General features: G+C 72.0%; 20 protein-coding genes. 10 read left to right on the forward strand and 10 right to left on the reverse strand.

The features are described from left to right. Positions 1-10 precede the first annotated feature (10 nt). The 3 genes from YIM_RS12520 to YIM_RS48570 are packed head-to-tail and all read left to right on the forward strand — an operon-like array spanning position 11 to position 1880. Entirely contained in the window at positions 11-1126 is a 1116-nt protein-coding gene (locus YIM_RS12520) for a histidinol-phosphate transaminase (RefSeq protein WP_370468983.1), read from the forward strand. Further along, on the forward strand, positions 1123-1722 hold the full coding sequence (gene hisB / locus YIM_RS12525; RefSeq protein ID WP_153030516.1) for an imidazoleglycerol-phosphate dehydratase HisB: 600 nt from the start codon (positions 1123-1125) through the stop codon (positions 1720-1722). Before YIM_RS12520 ends, hisB begins: the two co-directional genes overlap by 4 nt. Then, positions 1722-1880: a hypothetical protein gene (locus tag YIM_RS48570; RefSeq protein WP_194240133.1), complete on the forward strand. Its 159-nt coding sequence runs from the start codon at positions 1722-1724 to the stop codon at positions 1878-1880. The genes hisB and YIM_RS48570 overlap by 1 nt, the downstream gene beginning before the upstream one ends. Here the strand turns inward: YIM_RS48570 and YIM_RS12530 are convergent. The 5 genes from YIM_RS12530 to soxR are packed head-to-tail and all read right to left on the reverse strand — an operon-like array spanning position 1877 to position 5502. After that, positions 1877-2401: an RNA 2'-phosphotransferase gene (locus YIM_RS12530; protein WP_153030517.1), complete on the reverse strand. Its 525-nt coding sequence runs from the start codon at positions 2399-2401 to the stop codon at positions 1877-1879. The two genes, YIM_RS48570 and YIM_RS12530, sit on opposite strands and share 4 nt — an antisense overlap. After that, complete coding sequence (locus YIM_RS12535; RefSeq protein WP_153030518.1) at positions 2401-2712, reverse strand: STAS domain-containing protein; 312 nt, start codon at positions 2710-2712, stop codon at positions 2401-2403. Before YIM_RS12535 ends, YIM_RS12530 begins: the two co-directional genes overlap by 1 nt. Beyond that, on the reverse strand, positions 2709-3722 hold the full coding sequence (locus YIM_RS12540) for a B12-binding domain-containing protein (protein WP_153030519.1): 1014 nt from the start codon (positions 3720-3722) through the stop codon (positions 2709-2711). Before YIM_RS12540 ends, YIM_RS12535 begins: the two co-directional genes overlap by 4 nt. Then, entirely contained in the window at positions 3719-4987 is a 1269-nt protein-coding gene (locus YIM_RS12545; RefSeq protein ID WP_153030520.1) for a PP2C family protein-serine/threonine phosphatase, read from the reverse strand. Before YIM_RS12545 ends, YIM_RS12540 begins: the two co-directional genes overlap by 4 nt. 53 nt (positions 4988-5040) lie before the next feature. Continuing rightward, positions 5041-5502, reverse strand: a complete 462-nt coding sequence (soxR, locus tag YIM_RS12550) for a redox-sensitive transcriptional activator SoxR (protein WP_113693324.1) — start codon at positions 5500-5502, stop codon at positions 5041-5043. Positions 5503-5555: 53 nt separating this feature from the next. On the opposite strand from soxR, the gene YIM_RS12555 reads away from it, so the two are divergent. Both YIM_RS12555 and YIM_RS12560 read left to right on the forward strand, forming a co-directional pair. After that, complete coding sequence (locus tag YIM_RS12555) at positions 5556-6242, forward strand: transketolase (protein WP_153030521.1); 687 nt, start codon at positions 5556-5558, stop codon at positions 6240-6242. A 4-nt stretch (positions 6243-6246) separates the two neighbouring features. Beyond that, positions 6247-7146, forward strand: a complete 900-nt coding sequence (locus YIM_RS12560; protein WP_153030522.1) for a transketolase family protein — start codon at positions 6247-6249, stop codon at positions 7144-7146. Positions 7147-7153: 7 nt separating this feature from the next. Here YIM_RS12560 and YIM_RS12565 read toward each other — a convergent pair whose 3' ends face one another. Both YIM_RS12565 and YIM_RS12570 read right to left on the reverse strand, forming a co-directional pair. Beyond that, entirely contained in the window at positions 7154-7531 is a 378-nt protein-coding gene (locus YIM_RS12565) for a CPCC family cysteine-rich protein (RefSeq protein ID WP_153030523.1), read from the reverse strand. A gap of 10 nt (positions 7532-7541) precedes the next feature. Further along, positions 7542-8240 carry a PP2C family serine/threonine-protein phosphatase gene (locus YIM_RS12570; protein WP_153030524.1) on the reverse strand — a complete coding sequence of 233 codons (699 nt, stop codon included), beginning with the start codon at positions 8238-8240 and terminating at the stop codon, positions 7542-7544. A 66-nt stretch (positions 8241-8306) separates the two neighbouring features. On the opposite strand from YIM_RS12570, the gene YIM_RS12575 reads away from it, so the two are divergent. Genes YIM_RS12575 through YIM_RS12585 form a run of 3 tightly spaced genes read left to right on the forward strand, consistent with a single transcriptional unit; the run spans position 8307 to position 11920 of the window. Beyond that, on the forward strand, positions 8307-9866 hold the full coding sequence (locus tag YIM_RS12575; RefSeq protein WP_153030525.1) for an N-6 DNA methylase: 1560 nt from the start codon (positions 8307-8309) through the stop codon (positions 9864-9866). Between the two features lie 8 nt (positions 9867-9874). Continuing rightward, entirely contained in the window at positions 9875-10762 is an 888-nt protein-coding gene (locus tag YIM_RS12580; RefSeq protein ID WP_153030526.1) for a serine/threonine-protein kinase, read from the forward strand. 36 nt (positions 10763-10798) lie between these two features. Then, a complete protein-coding gene (locus tag YIM_RS12585) occupies positions 10799-11920 on the forward strand; it encodes a CapA family protein (protein ID WP_153030527.1) in 1122 nt (373 codons plus the stop codon). Here YIM_RS12585 and YIM_RS12590 read toward each other — a convergent pair. Further along, the gene (locus YIM_RS12590; protein ID WP_153030528.1) at positions 11917-12867 is read right to left on the reverse strand and encodes a GlxA family transcriptional regulator; all 951 of its coding nucleotides are present in this window, start codon (positions 12865-12867) and stop codon (positions 11917-11919) included. The genes YIM_RS12585 and YIM_RS12590 overlap by 4 nt on opposite strands. 86 nt (positions 12868-12953) lie before the next feature. On the opposite strand from YIM_RS12590, the gene YIM_RS12595 reads away from it, so the two are divergent. Beyond that, positions 12954-13196: a hypothetical protein gene (locus YIM_RS12595; RefSeq protein WP_153030529.1), complete on the forward strand. Its 243-nt coding sequence runs from the start codon at positions 12954-12956 to the stop codon at positions 13194-13196. Here the strand turns inward: YIM_RS12595 and YIM_RS12600 are convergent. Both YIM_RS12600 and YIM_RS12605 read right to left on the reverse strand, forming a co-directional pair. Beyond that, positions 13100-13579 (reverse strand): DUF309 domain-containing protein, encoded by a 480-nt coding sequence (locus YIM_RS12600; protein ID WP_153030530.1) that lies wholly within the window; start codon positions 13577-13579, stop codon positions 13100-13102. The genes YIM_RS12595 and YIM_RS12600 overlap by 97 nt on opposite strands. Before the next feature lie 31 nt (positions 13580-13610). Continuing rightward, on the reverse strand, positions 13611-15374 hold the full coding sequence (locus YIM_RS12605; RefSeq protein ID WP_153030531.1) for a DEAD/DEAH box helicase: 1764 nt from the start codon (positions 15372-15374) through the stop codon (positions 13611-13613). Positions 15375-15534: 160 nt separating this feature from the next. Between YIM_RS12605 and YIM_RS12610 the strand changes: the two genes are divergently transcribed. Continuing rightward, positions 15535-16458: an acyl-ACP desaturase gene (locus YIM_RS12610; RefSeq protein ID WP_153030532.1), complete on the forward strand. Its 924-nt coding sequence runs from the start codon at positions 15535-15537 to the stop codon at positions 16456-16458. The last annotated feature ends 15 nt before the right edge of the window (positions 16459-16473 follow it).

Raw genomic sequence — 16473 nt, forward strand, 5'->3', positions numbered from 1 at the left:
GCTGGTCGCTGTGGACGAGTTGGACGCTGTGACGCTGGACGAGCTGCCGTTGCGGGAGGACCTGCGCGGACGCAGCCCGTACGGGGCGCCGCAGCTGGACGTGCCGGTCCGGCTGAACACCAACGAGAACCCGTACCCGCCGCCGGACGCGCTGGTCGACGACGTGACCGAGGCCGTCCGCGAGGTGGCCGCCGGTCTGCATCGCTACCCGGACCGCGACGCCGTCGAACTGCGCCGCGACCTGGCCGCGTACCTCTCCGCGAGCACCGGTGTGGCGCTGTCCGAGCGGCAGGTGTGGGCGGCGAACGGGTCCAACGAGGTGCTCCAGCAGATCCTGCAGGCCTTCGGCGGGCCGGGCCGCAGCGCGCTCGGCTTCGAGCCGTCCTACTCGATGCACCCGATCATCTCGGCGGGCACGCGCACCGAGTGGCTGCCCGCGCCGCGTCGCGACGACTTCACCCTGGACACCGAGGCCGCCGCGCGGGTGGTCGCCGAGCGCGCCCCCGACGTGGTGTTCCTGACCAGCCCGAACAACCCGACCGGCGGCTCGATCCCGACCGCCGAGCTGGAGGCGGTGCTGCGGGTCGCGCCGGGCATCGTGGTGGTGGACGAGGCCTACGCCGAGTTCTCCGCCCAGCCGAGCGCGGTGACCCTGCTGGCGGAGTACCCGGCGAAGCTGATCGTCTCGCGCACGATGAGCAAGGCGTTCGCGTTCGCCGGTGGACGGCTGGGTTATCTGGCCGCCACACCGGCCATTGTGGACGCACTGCAGCTGGTGCGGCTGCCGTACCACCTCTCGCTGCTGACCCAGGCGGCCGCGCGGGCCGCGCTGCGGCACGCCGAGGCCACGCTGGCTTCGGTGGCCAAGCTCGCCGCCGAGCGGGACAGGGTGGCCGACGCGCTGCTGGGCCTCGGCGCCACGCCGGTGCCCAGCGACGCCAACTTCATCCTGTTCGGCCGCTTCGCCGACGCGCCCGCCGCTTGGAAGTCCTTTGTGGACCAGGGGGTGCTGATCCGCGACGTCGGCATCGCCGGGCACCTGCGGGTGACCATCGGCACCCCGGAGGAGAACGACGTCTTTCTCGGCGTCGCCAAGGACGTTTTCGCGAAGGAGGTGCCCAGGTGAGCCGCGTGGGCAAGGTGGAACGGACCACCAAGGAGTCCTCGATCTCGGTCCAGCTGGACCTCGACGGCACCGGTGAGGTGGAGATCAGCACCGGCGTGCCGTTCTTCGACCACATGCTGACCGCGTTCGGCGCGCACGGCTCGCTGGACCTGAAGGTGGACGCCACCGGTGACGTGCACATCGACGCGCACCACACGGTCGAGGACACGGCGATCGTGCTGGGCCAGGCGATCCGCCAGGCGCTCGGGGACAAGAAGGGCATCCGCCGCTTCGGCGACGCGTGGATCCCGATGGACGAGACGCTGGCGCACGCCGCGATCGACGTGTCGGGCCGCCCGTACTGCGTGCACCTCGGTGAGCCGGAGCAGTTCAACACCTTCACCATCGGCGGGAACTACCCGTTCGTGCTGACCCGCCACGTGTTCGACTCGCTGTCGTTCCACGCGCAGATCGCGCTGCACGTGCGAGTCCTGCACGGCCGCGATCCGCACCACATCGCCGAAGCGCAGTACAAGGCGGTGGCACGGGCGCTGCGCGCGGCGACCGAGGCCGACCCGCGTGCGCTGGGTGTCCCGTCGACCAAGGGTGTGCTGTAGTGCCGAAGGAATTCATCATCGTCGGTTTGCTGGCACTGGCCGGTTTCCTGATCGGCGGTGTGTACAGCACGTGGAAGACCGCGAAGGTGATGGCCATGCTGCTGGGCGTCGGCGCGGTGCTCGCCGTCGGCGGCGCCATCGCCTGGCTCGTCGGCTAGCTCAGGTACTCCGGCGGCACCGCGTCGGTCAGCCAGACGCCGTTCGCGCTGAGCTGGAACGCGTGTCCGGCTGAGGCCATGCGTCCGGCGGCGACTCGCAGGATCACCGGAGCGCCACGCCGCGCGCCCACCCGGCGGGCGGTTTCCTCGTCCGGGGACAGGTGCACGGCGTGCCGTCGCATCGGGCGCAGGCCTTCCGCCCGGATCGACGCCAGCGCGGCGGCAACCGTGCCGTGGTAAAGGAATTCCGGCGGATCCGCGACGGGCAGGCCCAGCTCCACCGCCACGCTGTGCCCCTGGTTCGCACGGATGCGGGCACCGCTCTCGTCGAACGAGAACCGGCGTTTGTCGTTGCGGGAGACCACTTCCGCGAGCTGCTCGCGGTTCATGCCGAGCGCGTCGAGCACCGCGTCCACATCGGCCCAGCCCGCATCGTCGAGCACCAGCCCGGCTGCCGCCGGGTCGTGGCGCAGGTGCTTCGACAACTGCTTGGACAGCCGGACCAGCTGCCGCTGGTCCATCACCGCAGCACCGGCAGAATGGTGTTCAGCCCGGTCACCGCGAGCAGCCTGGCCAGGAACGGCGGCACCCGGCTCAGCCGCACCCGCCCGCCGTGCGCGGTGGCGCGCTTGTGCGCGGCGATGAACGCGCTCAGCCCGCTGGAGTCCACATAGGTCAGTCCGGCGAGGTCGAGCACCAGCTCGTGGTGCCGTTCCGCCAGTTCCGGCAGTGCTTCGTGGAATTCGGCGCCGGTGTGCGCGTCCAGCGCACCGGTGGTGGTGACCACCACCTGCCCGTCGTCCACCGCCACGGCGTAGTTGAATTCGTTCATCGCGCCTCGGTCATCAGTGCGTGCGACAACGGGAAGTCCACCAGCACGCTGGTGAGCAGTTCGCCGAGTTCGTCCACCAGCCGCGGGTCCGCGCCGCGGGCGGCCAGCAGCTCGGCCACCCACGCCGCGGTTTCCGGGATGGGCCGCGGATCACCGGTGAGCAGGGCCGCCCAGACCGCGTGCAGCGACTGGTCGAGCACGTCCTTCACCACCGATTCCAGGCTGTCGGCCACCGCGGGACTGCCGGTCAGCACGCTCGCCGCGAACGACCACCCGGCTCGCAGCCCGGCCAGCAACCGGGGGTGGGCCCGCTCCAGCTGGGCCTGCTCGGCGACGGCCGCGGCGGGCAGCGGTGGCGCCGCCGGGACCACCGGGGGCAGCGCCGCGATCGCCTCGACCGCCGCGTAGGCACCCGGCGCCCAGGCCGTCGCGCCGATGGCGAGCGCGCGCCGGTCGTCCTGGCCGAAGCCGGAACCGCCTGCCAGCACGGGAATCCCGGCGGCCGTGGTGGCCTCGACGAACCGGCGGCTGGCGGGCAGCGCGCCCAGCACCGAGCAGCTGACCGCGGTCGCGTCCGGGCCGAGGTCGTGCAGGTACTGGCTCAGCCGCGCGGCCGGGGTGGACGCGCCGAGCAGGGTGACTTCCCAGCCGTGCGCGCGCAGCGCGTGGCCGACGAGCGAGGCGGGCAGCGCGTGCCACTCGCGTTCGGCGCAGGCCACCACCACCCGGCCACGGCTGACCGGCACCCGGCGGGCGTACCCGGCGACCACCTCCACCGCGGCGGCCGAGACCCCGGTGGCCGCGTGCTCCCTGGCCACCGTCCATTCCCCGCGCTGCCAGTGCATGCCGACCGCGCGCTGCCCGGCGGCGATCACCTCGACCAGCACCACCACCGGATCGGCGCCGTGCTCGAGCAGCTCACCGACCAGGCCGGTGGCGGCCGTGGTGTCCACCGAGACCAGCGCCCGGCCGAACCGGGCCACCGCGTCGGCCGTGTCGAAGGCGCTCATCGTCCCCAGGTCACCGCGAACAGGGCCATGTCGTCGTGCGGGCGGCCGCCGAGATAGTCGCAGACGTCCTGCTCGACCGCCTCGCACAGCGGTTCCGGGCCGGCGCCCGCGTACCCGGGCAGCAGCTCCACCAGCCGGTCCATGCCGTAGAAGTCATCCGCTCCGCGTGCCTCGTAGATGCCGTCGGTGAACAGCAACATGGTGTCACCGAGGTGCAGGCGCACGTCGACCTCCCGGAAGGCCAGGTCCGGCAGCACGCCGGCCACCGTGCCGACGGCCTCGATCTGCTCGATCGTGCCGCCCGCCCGGATGATCACCGGCGGCGGGTGCCCGGCCACCGCCACGCTGGCCACCGCCGAGCTGCCGTCGCCGATCGGGCGCAGCCGCACGCACACCACGGCCACGAACCGGCTGGCGTCGGCTTCGTAGAGCACGGTGTTCAACGCGGTCAGCACCTGGCTGGGCCGCCGGTCGAAGTAGGCGGCGGTGCGGATGCTCTGCCGGGTGCGGCCGGTCAGCACCGCGGCCTCCACACCCTTGCCGCAGACGTCGCCGAGCACCACCAGCCAGTCGTCACCGGAGCCGAGCACGTCGTAGAAGTCGCCGGACAGGTCGAGGTGCGCGGCCGCCGACCGGATCCGCGCGGCGATCCGCGCGCCGGGCAGTTCGGGCAGGACCGGCGGGCGCAGCCCGGCCTGCAGCACCGCGGCCACGTGCGTGCGGTCCTCGTAGAGCTGCGCCGAATCGATCGCCAGCGCGGCGCGCCCGGCCAGCTTCTCGGCGAAGGCGATGTCCTCGGCGGGAAAGCCGCGGCGCGTGCCGCGGACCAGTACGAGCACGCCGATGGTGGTGCCGCGCGCGGTCAGCGGGATCCCGGCGACGTCGGCCGGGCGCAGCGCGGCGGCCTCGGCACGCAACCCGGCGTTCGGGATCATCGCCTCCAGCCCGGTCTCGGCGTCCTCGTCCACGTGCAGCACGTCGGTGCGACCGGAGCTGAGCACGTGGCCGAGGCCGCGCTCGCGGTCGACGCGGGCGGTGACCGGGGTGGTGGCGGTCAGCTCGGCGCCGCCGTGCAGCACCAGCCTGCCGGTGCGGAGTTCGGGTAGCGCGAGCACCACCCAGTCGGCGAACGCGGGGCGGAGCAGGTCGAGCAGGCGCAGCGCGGTGCGGCGCAGGTTCAGCGAGCCGGCCAGCTCGCTGGTGACGCGCTCGGTCAGGCCGGGCCACGGCCCGGTCGTGGCGGGGGCGTCGGTCCCAGGGTGCATCAGGCTCCTTCTCCGGCGATCGCGCCTTCGAGGGTACTTCCCGGGCGACGGATTCAGACTCCGCCTTCGGCGGCGGGTTTCAGCAGCCGGGCGCCGGGGCCGAAGCGGGCCATCTGGTCGTCGTGGTTGTAGAGCCCGCAGACCCGCAGGGACAGGCAACCGCAGCCGACGCAGCCGGTCAGCCTGTCGCGCAGGCGCTGCAGCGCGTCGATCCGCGCGTCGATCTCGGCCTGCCAGTTGCGCGAGAGCCGGGTCCAGTCCGCCTTGGTCGGCGCGTGGTCCTTCGGCAGCGTGGACAGTGCCTCGCTGATCTGCTCCAGGCTCAGCCCGACCCGCTGCGCGGCCCGGATGAAGGCGATCCGGCGCAGCACCGAGCGGGCGTACCGGCGCTGGTTCCCGGCCGAACGCTCGGAGTGGATCAAGCCCTTGTCCTCGTAGAAGCGCAGGGCGGTGTGCGGTACCCCGCTGCGCTCGGAGACCTGCCCGATGCTGAGGTGGTCGGCGAGTTTGGTCACCTGGTCACCATAGCCTTGACTTCGACTTAGGTCGAGGTTGCACCTTCGTGAACATGACCACTACCGCCACCGGCTACCGCGAACTGCCCCGGCTGATCGGCCTGATGACCGGCGACGAGAAGCACTCCGCGGCGGCGACGTCCACTGTAGACGTTCTGTGGGTGCTATACGACCGGGTTCTGGACATTTCCCCGCGGCGCACCGGCGACCCGCACCGCGACCGCTTCCTGCTGTCGAAGGGGCACGGTCCGATGGCCTACTACGCGGTGCTGGCCGCCAAGGGCTTCCTGCGCGAGGCCGATCTGCCCGGCTGGGCGGGGGTGGAGTCGCGGCTGGGCATGCACCCGGACCGGATGCGCGTGCCGGGGGTGGAGATCTCCAGCGGTTCGCTCGGGCACGGCCTCGGCCTCGCCGTCGGTGAGGTCTACGGGCTGCGCGCCCAGCGGATCGACTCGCGGGTGGTGGTGCTGCTCGGCGACGCGGAACTGGACGAGGGGTCCAACCACGAGGCGATCGCGCTGGCCGGGCGGGAGGGCATGGAGCGGCTGACCGCGGTGGTGGTGGACAACCGGTCCGCCAGTCGCGGCTGGCCCGGTGGCATCGGGCGGCGCTTCGAAGTGGAGGGCTGGGCGGCCAGAACGGTCGACGGCCGTGACCACGAAGCGCTCTACGACGCCTTCACCGCCCCGCATCCGGGGCGCCCGCTGGTCGTGGTCGCCGAAGTGGAAGCGAAGGGCTGAGCCGATGTTGAGCATGCGTGACGCGTTCACGTCCACAATGGACGAAGCGATGGCGGTGGATCCCCGGCTGGCGCTGGTGCTCGCCGACATCTCGGTGGACCGGGTGCGCCCGGCCATGCGCCGCCACCCGGACCGGGTGATCAACGTCGGCATCCGCGAGCAGCTGCTGGTCGGTGTCGCGGGCGGGCTGGCGCTGTCCGGGCTGCGGCCGGTGGTGCACACCTTCGCCTCGTTCCTGGTGGAGCGTGCGTTCGAGCAGGTGAAACTGGACCTCGGGCACCAGGGCGTCGGCGCGGTCCTGGTGTCCTCCGGCGCGTCGTACGACATGTCCTACGCCGGGCGCACGCACCATTCGCCGGGTGACGTGGCGCTGATGGATTCGCTGCCCGGCTGGACCGTGCACGTGCCCGGGCACGCCGAAGAAGCACGCAGGCTGCTCTGCGAGTCGCTGCCCGGTGACAGCAGTGTCTACTTGCGACTGTCCGAAGCGGCCAACGCGGAACCGTTCATCGGCGCGGGTTTCCAGGTGCTGCGCCGGGGTTCGGCCGGAGTGGTGCTGGCCGTCGGGCCGATGCTGGACCGGGTGCTCGCGGCGACCGCGGCGCTGGACGTGACCGTGCTCTACACCGCGACGGTCCGCCCGTTCGACGCGGCGGGACTGCGCGCGGCGGTGGACGCGTCGGCCGCGGACGTGGTGCTCGTCGAGCCGTACCTGGCCGGTACTTCGGCGCACCAGGTCGCCGAAGCGCTCGCCGACCGGCCGCACCGCCTGCGGTCGCTGGGTGTGCGCCGCGACCGCGAAGTGCGGATCTACGGCGGCATGGCCGACCACGACGTGGCGCACGGGCTCGACGAGCAGGCCATCGCCGCCTCCGTGCGGGACTTCCTCGACACCCGGCGGTGACCGGGCGTCAGCTTCGGCGCCAGTAGTCCGGCCGCCACCAGTAGAGCGTCGCGAGGTCAGCCGGCCATGGCGCCTCACTGACGCCCCGTGGCTCGAAATTGTCGGAGGCGAGGTCGACGGGACGCCACCCGCCGTCGACCGGTTCGGCCGCGGTGGCCGCGCGCACGAGACCGGTGAAGCGGAACTCCATCGCGCCGAGTTCGGCGTAGGCGCGCTGCGCGTCGATCAGCGAAGGGCTGTTCGCGCCGCCGCTCCAGCCGGGCCACCGCACCTGGATCGCGTCGTCCTCCCAGAAGCACACGTCGCAGATCTCGTAGGAGCCCGGTGGTTTCCCGAAGACCAGGTGCCCGCAGCACGGACACGGATAGGTCGTTCCGGCGTCCACGAACGAAGTCCTAGCGGTAGTCGGCGAGCACGCAGGTGATGTTGTCCGGCCCGCCGCCCGCGTTGGCCAGCGCGATCAGTTGCCGCACCGCGGCTTCCGGGTCGGCGACCTCGTCGAGGACCTCGCGGATGGCTTCGTCGCGGACCACGTCGGTCAGCCCGTCGGAGCAGAGCAGGTACCGGTCACCCGGTTCCGCCTCGTGCTCGGACAGATCGGGTTCGTGCGTGGTGCCGCTCTGCAGAGCGCGCACCAGCATCGACCGCCGCGGGTGGACCTCGGCCTCTTCCGGCGTGATCCGCCCTTCGTCGACCAGGGTCTGCACGAGCGTGTGGTCGCGGGTCATCTGGTACAGGATGCTTTCCCGCAACAGGTAACCCCGCGAGTCGCCGATGTGCGCCAGCCCGAAGCGCGGGCCGTTCCACAGCATCGCGGTGACCGTGGTGCCCGCTCCGGCCGGCGCGTGCTCGTTGAGCAGCCTGCCCGCCTCGGCGACCGCCTTGGCCAGTGCGCCGGTCAGGTCCTCGTGCGGTTCGTCGTCCAGCTCGCGCAGTGCGTCGACGGCGAGTGCGCTGGCCACTTCGCCACTGGTGTGCCCGCCCATGCCGTCGGCGAGCACGAGCACCCGGGAACCCGCGAAGGCGGCGTCTTCGTTGCCCTTGCGGTTGAGCCCTGGATCCGTGCCGACCACCGCACGGAGTTCGTGTGTCATGCCACCAGTAGAGCATGTTGTGAACTCAATACACAAGTCATTGGCTCGTGGATTAGCATGTCCGTTATGACCCAGGAAGCGACCGTGACCGCCGGCGACATCGCGCGGCTGGTCGACGTCGGCCGGGCGGCGGTGAGCAACTGGCGCCGCCGTTACGACGACTTCCCGCGTCCGGTCGGCGGTACCGCGTCCAGCCCGCTGTTCTCGCTGGCGGAGGTCGAAGACTGGTTGCGCCGCAACGGTAAGCGGTTCGAGGTTTCGCGCGCGGAGCGGGTCTGGCAACGGCTGCGCGCGGCGGCCGACGACCTCGGCCTCGGCGAGCTGGTCGCGGACACCGGGGCGGCGCTGGAGAACGGTGGTTTCCGCGCGGACGAGCAGCTCGGCGGCGCGGTGGCCGAACTCGGCGCCCGCGAGGTGTTCGAGTTCCTCTACGAGCGCTACCAGGAGGTGCACGTCCGGCGGCTGCCGGTGACCCCCGGCCCGATCGCCGAGCTGATGGCGCGGCTGGCCGGTCCCGTGGACACCGTGCTCGACCCCGCCTGCGGCACCGGCGCGCTGCTGCTCGCGGCCGACGCGTCCCGCGCGATCGGCCAGGACCTCGACGAAACGGCCGCCGCGATGGCGGGCACGCGCCTGCGCCTCGCCGGGATCGACGCGCGGGTGAGCGCCGGTGATTCGCTGCGGCAGGACGCTTTCCCCGGTGAACTCGCCGACGCGGTGCTGTGCGACCCGCCGCTCAACGAACGGGCGTGGGGGCACGAGGAACTGGCCGGTGACACGCGCTGGGAGTTCGGCGTGCCGCCACGCGGTGAACCGGAACTCGCCTGGGTGCAGCACTGCCTGTCGCACGCGCGGCCCGGCGGCACCGTCGCCATCCTGCTGCCGCCAGCCGTCGCCGGTCGCCGGTCGGGGCGCCGGATCCGCGGGAACCTGTTGCGCGCCGGGGCGTTGCGCGCGGTGGTGACCATGCCGGACGGTACCCGCGACCTGTGGCTGCTGCGCCGCCCGGAAGCCGGGACCGGTGGCGACCGCGTCCTGCTGATGGAGTCCACAGAGGACTTCTCGGCGGTGGAAACCGCTTGGGCGGACCCGGATTCCTGGTCGACCAAGGTGATCGACCTGCTCGACGACGACGTGGACCTCAGCCCGGCGCGGCATCGCGGTTCCGAGGGCGGGGAGAGCTTCGTGACCGCGCTGGCCGGATTCCGCGCGCGGGCACTGGTGCCACCGGAACTCGAGGTGCTCGACCACGACCGGTCCTGGCCGTTGACGACCATCGGCGAACTGATCAAAGCCGGGCTGGTGCGCAAATCCGGCGAAGGCGTGCCGGTGAAATCCCCGGCGGGCACCGAATACCTGGTCGATCCCGAGCGCATCGACCCCGACTTCCTCGCCGGGCTGCTGCGGTCGGCGATGCACCGGATGACCTCGAACTCGACCAGGCTGGACCTGCGCCGGGTGCGCGTGCCCCGGCTCCCGCTGGCCGAGCAGCGGGCCTGCGGACTGGCCTTCCGGCGGCTCGCCGAGTTCGAGGCGGAGCTGGCGGAGGCGGCCGCGCTGGGGGAACGGCTGGTGCGGCTAGGCTTCGACGGGCTGGCGGACGGTCACCTGCAGCCGGGTTCCTAGGGAGGGTCATGCTCATCGCCGATCGGTATGAGCTGGACGACCTGCCGCTGGGCCAGGGCGGGATGGGCGCGGTGCACGCCGGGCACGACAAGCACCTCGGGCGGCGGGTGGCGGTGAAGTTCCTGCGCCTGCCCGGTGGGCCGGACGACGAGCTGGAACGCCGGTTCGTCCGCGAGGCCAGGATCCTCGCCCGGCTGGAGCATCCCGGCGTGCCGGTGCTCTACGACTTCGGCATGTTCGACCAGCGGTTGTTCCAGGTCATGCAGTTCATCGACGGGGTGACGGTGGCCGACCTGGTCGGCGAGCACGGCCCGCTGCCGGTGCCGTGGGCGGCGGCGATCGCGGCGCAGGCGGGCGCGGTGCTCGCGGCGGCGCACGAACTGTCGATCTGCCACCGCGACCTGAAGCCGACGAACCTGATGCTCTGCCCCGACGGCAGCGTCAAGGTGCTCGACTTCGGGCTGGCCATGTTGCGCGAGGCCGACGTCGCGCAGTTCACCAAGGCCGGGCAGATCCTCGGCACGCCCGCGTACATGGCGCCGGAGCAGATCCAGCGCGGGGTCGCCGAACCACGCAGCGATCTGTACGCGCTGGGGTGCGTGCTGCACGAGATGCTGACCGGGAACCAGTTGTTCACCGGGCCGACCGCGTTCGCGGTGTTCGAGAAGCAGGTCAGGGAACGGCCGCCGCGATTGCCGGGGGCGCTGGGCGCGCTGCTCGGCCAGGTGCTGGCGAAGTCGCCGGAGGACCGGCCGGCGAACGCGGCGGAGTTCTTCGAGCGGTTGCGGCCGTTCACCGCGGACCCGCCGATGCTGCCCGGCTACCTGTCACCGGCGGTGAGCCCGGCGCGGATGTACGCCAGCATGGTGGGCCAATTGCACGGTATGGGAGGGTGACCCCGTCCGTGGTCGTCTGGATGGGGAGCACACTCGATGGAGCGACGGCTCATTTCCGCTGCCCTCCTCGGTGCGCTGCTGGTCACCGGCTGCAGTTCACCGCCGGAGAGCCCGCCCGCCGCGGAGGCACCCGCCCCGCCCGCGCCCGCACCGGCTGCTTCGGTGCCCGGCTTCTCCGTGGTGGCCACCGGTGACGTGCTGGTGCACCCGGCGCTGACCGAGCAGGCCGAGGCCGACGGTGGCGGCAAGATCGACTTCCGCCCGCAGTTCGACGGGGTCAAGCCGGTGGTCTCCGGTGCGGACCTCGGGTTGTGCCACCTGGAAGTGCCGCTGGCCGACCCCGGCGGGCCGTACAGCGGGTATCCGTCGTTCAACGCGCCGCCGGAGATCGCCGGCGCGCTCAAGGACACCGGGTACGACGCCTGCTCGACCGCCTCGAACCACACGCTGGACCAGGGCGAGGACGGGGTGAAGCGCACGCTCGACGGACTGGACGCGGCCGAGTTGAAGCACACCGGCTCGGCCCGCTCGTCGAAGGAGGCAGGCACCCCGCTCGTGCTGGACGCGGCGGGCACGAAGGTCGGGCACGTCTCGTTCACCTTCGGCTTCAACGGCATCGAACTGCCCGAGGGCAAACCGTGGATGTCGAACACGCTCGACGCGGCCGACGTGGTCGCGGCGGCCCGCAAAACGCGTGAAGCCGGGGCGGAAGTGGTGATCGCGAGCCTGCACTGGGGCACCGAATACCGCTCGGAGCCGACGAAGGAACAGACCTCGCTCGCGAAGAAGCTGCTCGAGGACGACTCGATCGACCTGATCATCGGGCACCACGCGCACGTGGTGCAGCCGTTCGAGAAGATCGGCTCGAAGTGGGTGGCCTACGGACTGGGCAACCACATCGCGAAGCACTCGGAACCGCGGGGCACCACGGAAGAGGGCGTGGCGGCGCGATTCCACTTCACCAAGGACGCTTCGGGCTGGAAGGTGGACCAGGCCGAATACGTCCCGACCCTGGTCGAGCTGGGCCCGCCGATCCGCCTCCAGGACGCCACCGCGGCTTCCACGCCACGGCAGAAGGAAGCCCTGGCTCGCACGGACGAGGTCGTCCTCAGCCGGAACGCCGCAAAAGACGGCCTGACCCGGCCCGGTAACCGCTAGCTCGTGGCGAAGCTCCGCCGGTAGTCCTTGGGGGAGACGCCCACCACGCGGTGGAAGTGGTGGCGCAGCAGGGCGGCCGTGCCGAAACCGGTTTCCGCGGCGATCTCGTCCACCCCGAGCGTGGTTTCCTCCAGCAGCCGCCGGGCGTGCAGGACGCGTTGCGTGGAGAGCCACCGGTTCGGCGTGGTGCCGGTTTCGGCGGCGAAGCGGCGGGCGAAGGTCCGCTCGGACATCTTCGCCTGCCGCGCCAGGCTGGCGACGGTGTGCTCGGTGGTCAGGTTTTCCAGCAACCAGGCCAGAAGCGGCTGCAGGCTGTTGCCGGTGCACTCCGGGATCGGTGTTTCCACGAACTGCCGCTGCCCGCCCTCCCGCTGCGGCGCGACCACCATGCGCCGTGCGATGCGGGTGGCGATCTCCGTGCCCAGCTCCCGTCGCACCAGGTGCAGGCAGGCGTCGATGCCGGACGCGGTCCCGGCGCTGGTGATCAGGTCCCCGTCGTCGACGAACAGCACGTCCGGGTCCAGCTCCGTCCGCGGGAAGCGCTCGGCGAACGCGCGGGCGTGCCGCCAGTGCGTGGTGCACCGCCGTCCGTCGAGCAGGCCCGTCGCGCCGAGGAAGAACACGCCGCTGCACACCGTCAGCACGGTCGCCCCGCGCGCGCTGGCCGCCCGCACCGCGGCCAGTGCCGCCTCCGGGTACTCGTCGCGGATGTCGTATGCGGGCAGCGCCACCAGGTCGGCACCGTCGAGCCCGGCCAGCCCGTGGTCCGGCGTGAGGGACATGCCCATGCTGGTCCGCACCGGCTCCCCGGCGCGTTCCCCGCAGACCCGGAACTCGATCGGCGGTACCCCGCCGTCGGTCCGGTCGACACCAAAAACCTCGCACAGCACACCCAGCTCGAACGGCGCGACACCGTCGATCACCAGCGCGGCCACCGTCTTCAGCATGCGGGCAGCGTAATTGGCAGGATATTGCCGCACAAGGTCAGATCTGCCACTGTTGGCAGCAATTGACCGAGCGAACAATTCAAGCCATGAGTTATGTCGTGCTGATCCTGCTGCTGGCCCTGTCCGCCTACGCCATCGAACGCAACCACCGCCGCCAGGCCCGGCCGTCCTACACCGGCAGCGGTCCCGGTGAGGACCGCGACCTGACCAGGGTGCGTACCGAACTCGCGGCTCAGGCCGGCCGCGCCACCAGCCGGGGTGCCGCTCGGTCCGGCTCGATCTTCGCCGGCCGCGTCTCCAGTTCCTCGGCCAGGCTGGCGGCCCACTGAAGGAGCCCCGCGATATCGATGCCGTACGGCGCGTCCGCGCGATACGGCTCGACGTTCGCGGCACCGCGGCGCAGCAGCGAGGCGCCACCGACGGCGTTGCCACGGGCGGCGTGCGTCAGCCCGACGGCGAGCTGGGCCATGCCGCGCCAGAGCCCCTCGTCCGCCTCGACGCCGGTTTTCCAGGCGTCCTCGAACACTTCGTGCGCGTGGAAGGGCATGCCGGCGTCGAGCAGCCGCTGTGCCTCGGTCAGCGTCTCGGCGGGTGTGCGCTCCACGCCCTCGGGCTGGCGCTCCACGCCGGGTGAGCCATAGGGCAGCGGGCGGCCGAGGCCGTCCCGCGGCCTCGCGTTGCGCGCCCGTCCTTCCGGATCACGGTCTCGCATATCCGGATTCTTCCACGCCGGACCGACGGTCTCAGCGCCCGCGCCGCCCGGCCCGGCTGCCCGCGGAGAACTTCGCCGCTCCCGAGTTCGCCGCCCCGGACTGGCGGGGCCGCTGGTGCCCGTTCTTCGGCTGGGCCTGCCCTTGGCCTTCACGCTGCCCCTTGGCCTGCGATGGGGCCTGAGCCTTGCCGCCTGCTCGCGCCCGCCCACCTGCTTCGGCTCGCGGCCGCCCACCGGCCTCGTTTCGCGCCGGTGCCCCGGACCGCGACTGCGCGCCCGATCGCGACTGGGCCCCGGCTCGCGACTCAGCCCCGGATCGTGCCTGCGCCCCGGATCGCGCCCCGGCTCCGGCCCGTTCCTGGGTCGCTGCACCGGATCGCGCACCCGCGCCGGACCGCCCTTGCGATCCCGCGCCGGCTCGTGCCGCTGCGCCGGACCGCCCTTGCGATCCCGCGCCGGCTCGTGCCGTCCCGCCGGAGCGTGCCTGCGATCCCGCGCCGGAGCGGGCCGCGGTGCCCGAACGGGCTCCCGCACCCGAGCGGGTCTGGGCGTTCGGGCGGGTTTTGGCTTGTGCCTTGGGCGGTGCCTTCGGGGCCTTCGCCGCCGGTTTCACGTATGAACGTTCGCCCGGGGCGAGTTCGGCGAGCAGCGGGTGCCCGGCGTCGAGGCGCGTGGTCTTCGGCTTGATCCCCGCCTTGCGGGTGAGGTCGCGGACGTCCGGCACCTGCTCGTCGGTCATCAGCGTGATCACCGTGCCCGACGCGCCCGCCCGCGCGGTCCGGCCGGAGCGGTGCAGGTACGCCTTGTGCTCCACCGGCGGGTCCGCGTGGATCACCAGCGTCACGTCGTCGACGTGGATGCCGCGCGCCGCGATGTCGGTGGCGACCAGCGCCTTCGCCGTGCCGTCGGAGAACGCGGCCAGGTTGCGGGTGCGCGCGTTCTGCCCGAGGTTGCCGTGCAGTTCGACCGCGGGCACCCCGGCGGCCACCAGCTTGCGGGTGAGCGCCTTGGCCCGGTACTTGGTCCGGGTGAACACCAGCGTGCGCCCCGGCGCCGAGGTCAGGTCGACCAGCACCGGCAACCGGTCGTCCTCGTGCACGTGGAGCACGTGGTGCGTCATCGTGGACACCGGCGACTGCGCGGAATCCACGCTGTGCGTGACCGGATCGCTGAGGTAGCGCCGGACGATCACGTCGACCCCGGCGTCCAGCGTGGCCGAGAACAGCAGGCGCTGCCCGTCCTTCGGGGTGGCGTCGAGAATGCGCCGGACCGCGGGCAGGAAGCCGAGATCGGCCATGTGGTCGGCCTCGTCGAGCACGGTGGTCTCGATCGCGTCGAGGTGCGCGTGCCCGGAGGCGACGTGGTCGTTGAGCCTGCCGGGACAGGCGATCGCGATGTCCACGCCCGCCTTCAGCGCGGCGATCTGCGGATTCGGGCTGACCCCGCCGAAGATCGTCATCGTGCGCAGCGACAGCGCCTTGGCCAGCGGCGCCAGCGACGCCTCGATCTGGGTGACCAGCTCGCGGGTCGGCGCCAGGATCAGCGCGCGCGGGCGCCCCGGCCGCCGTTGGACCGGCTTGGCCGCGAGGCGCGCGAGCACGGGCAGGCAGAAGGCGTAGGTCTTGCCGGAACCGGTGCGGCCGCGGCCGAGCACGTCACGCCCCTCCAGCGAGTGCGGCAGCGTGGCCGACTGGATCGGGAACGGCGTCAGCACGCCCTCTTCGGCCAGTGCGGCGATGAGGGGTGCGGGCAGGCCGAAATCGGCGAAATCTGACTGGGGGCGGCGGCCCGACATGTGTTCTCCGAACGTGGATGGGGCCGCGATGCCCGGCGCCAGTACCGATCAGTGTAGGCGTCGGCCCGTGGTGTTCCGCGTCACCGCGCCGGTTGCTGGTTACGGTGCCGTAGGTTACGGTTGCGTAGGTTCACTTCCTCTTCCCCGGAAGGCCTGCCCCATGCCCATTTCGGAGAGCACCCGCCTGCTGCTCGAACTCGAACACGTCGCCGAAGCGAATCTGAACCGGCATCTCGAAGTGGCCAAGGAGTGGATGCCGCACGAGTATGTGCCGTGGAGCCAGGGCCGCGACTTCACCGAACTCGGCGGGGAACCGTGGGAGCCCGGCCAGTCACAGGTCTCGGCGATCGCGCGCACCGCGCTCGAGGTCAACCTGCTCACCGAGGACAACCTGCCCAGCTACCACCGGGAGATCGAGCGTGCCTTCGGCCGGGAGGGCGCCTGGGGCACCTGGGTGCACCGCTGGACCGCCGAGGAGGGCCGCCACGGCATCTGCCTCCGCGACTACCTGCTGGTGACCAGGGCGGTCGACCCGGACGAGCTGGAGCGCGCCCGGATGGCCACCATGCAGGCCGGGTACGACAGCGAGGACAAGCCGCTGCTGCGGGTGTTCGCCTACGTGTCGTTCCAGGAGCTGGCGACCCGCCTTTCGCACCGCAACACCGGCCGGTACACGCAGGACCCGATCGCGGACAAGCTGCTGGCCAGGGTCGCGATGGACGAGAACCTGCACATGATCTTCTACCGGAACCTGGTCACCGCCGCGCTGGAGGTCTCGCCGGACGCGATGGTCCGCGCGATCACCGACGAGGTGGTCGGTTTCCAGATGCCGGGCAGCATCATTCCCGGCTTCGTGCGCAAGGCCGCGCAGATCGCCAAGGCCGGGATCTACGACCTGCGCATCCACCACGACGAGGTGATCTGGCCGCTGCTGCGGCACTGGCGGGTCTTCGAGCTGGAGGGACTCGGTGCGGAAGGGGAGCGGGCGCGCGAGGAACTGCACGAGTTCCTGACCGGCCTGGACAAGCAGGCCACGCGGTTCGTCGAGCGCCGCGCGCAGGCGCTGGCCCGGCAGCCCGGCTGAACGCGCCCCGATTCT

It is taken from the genome of Amycolatopsis sp. YIM 10 (genome assembly GCF_009429145.1).
In the GTDB taxonomy this organism is placed as follows: domain Bacteria; phylum Actinomycetota; class Actinomycetes; order Mycobacteriales; family Pseudonocardiaceae; genus Amycolatopsis.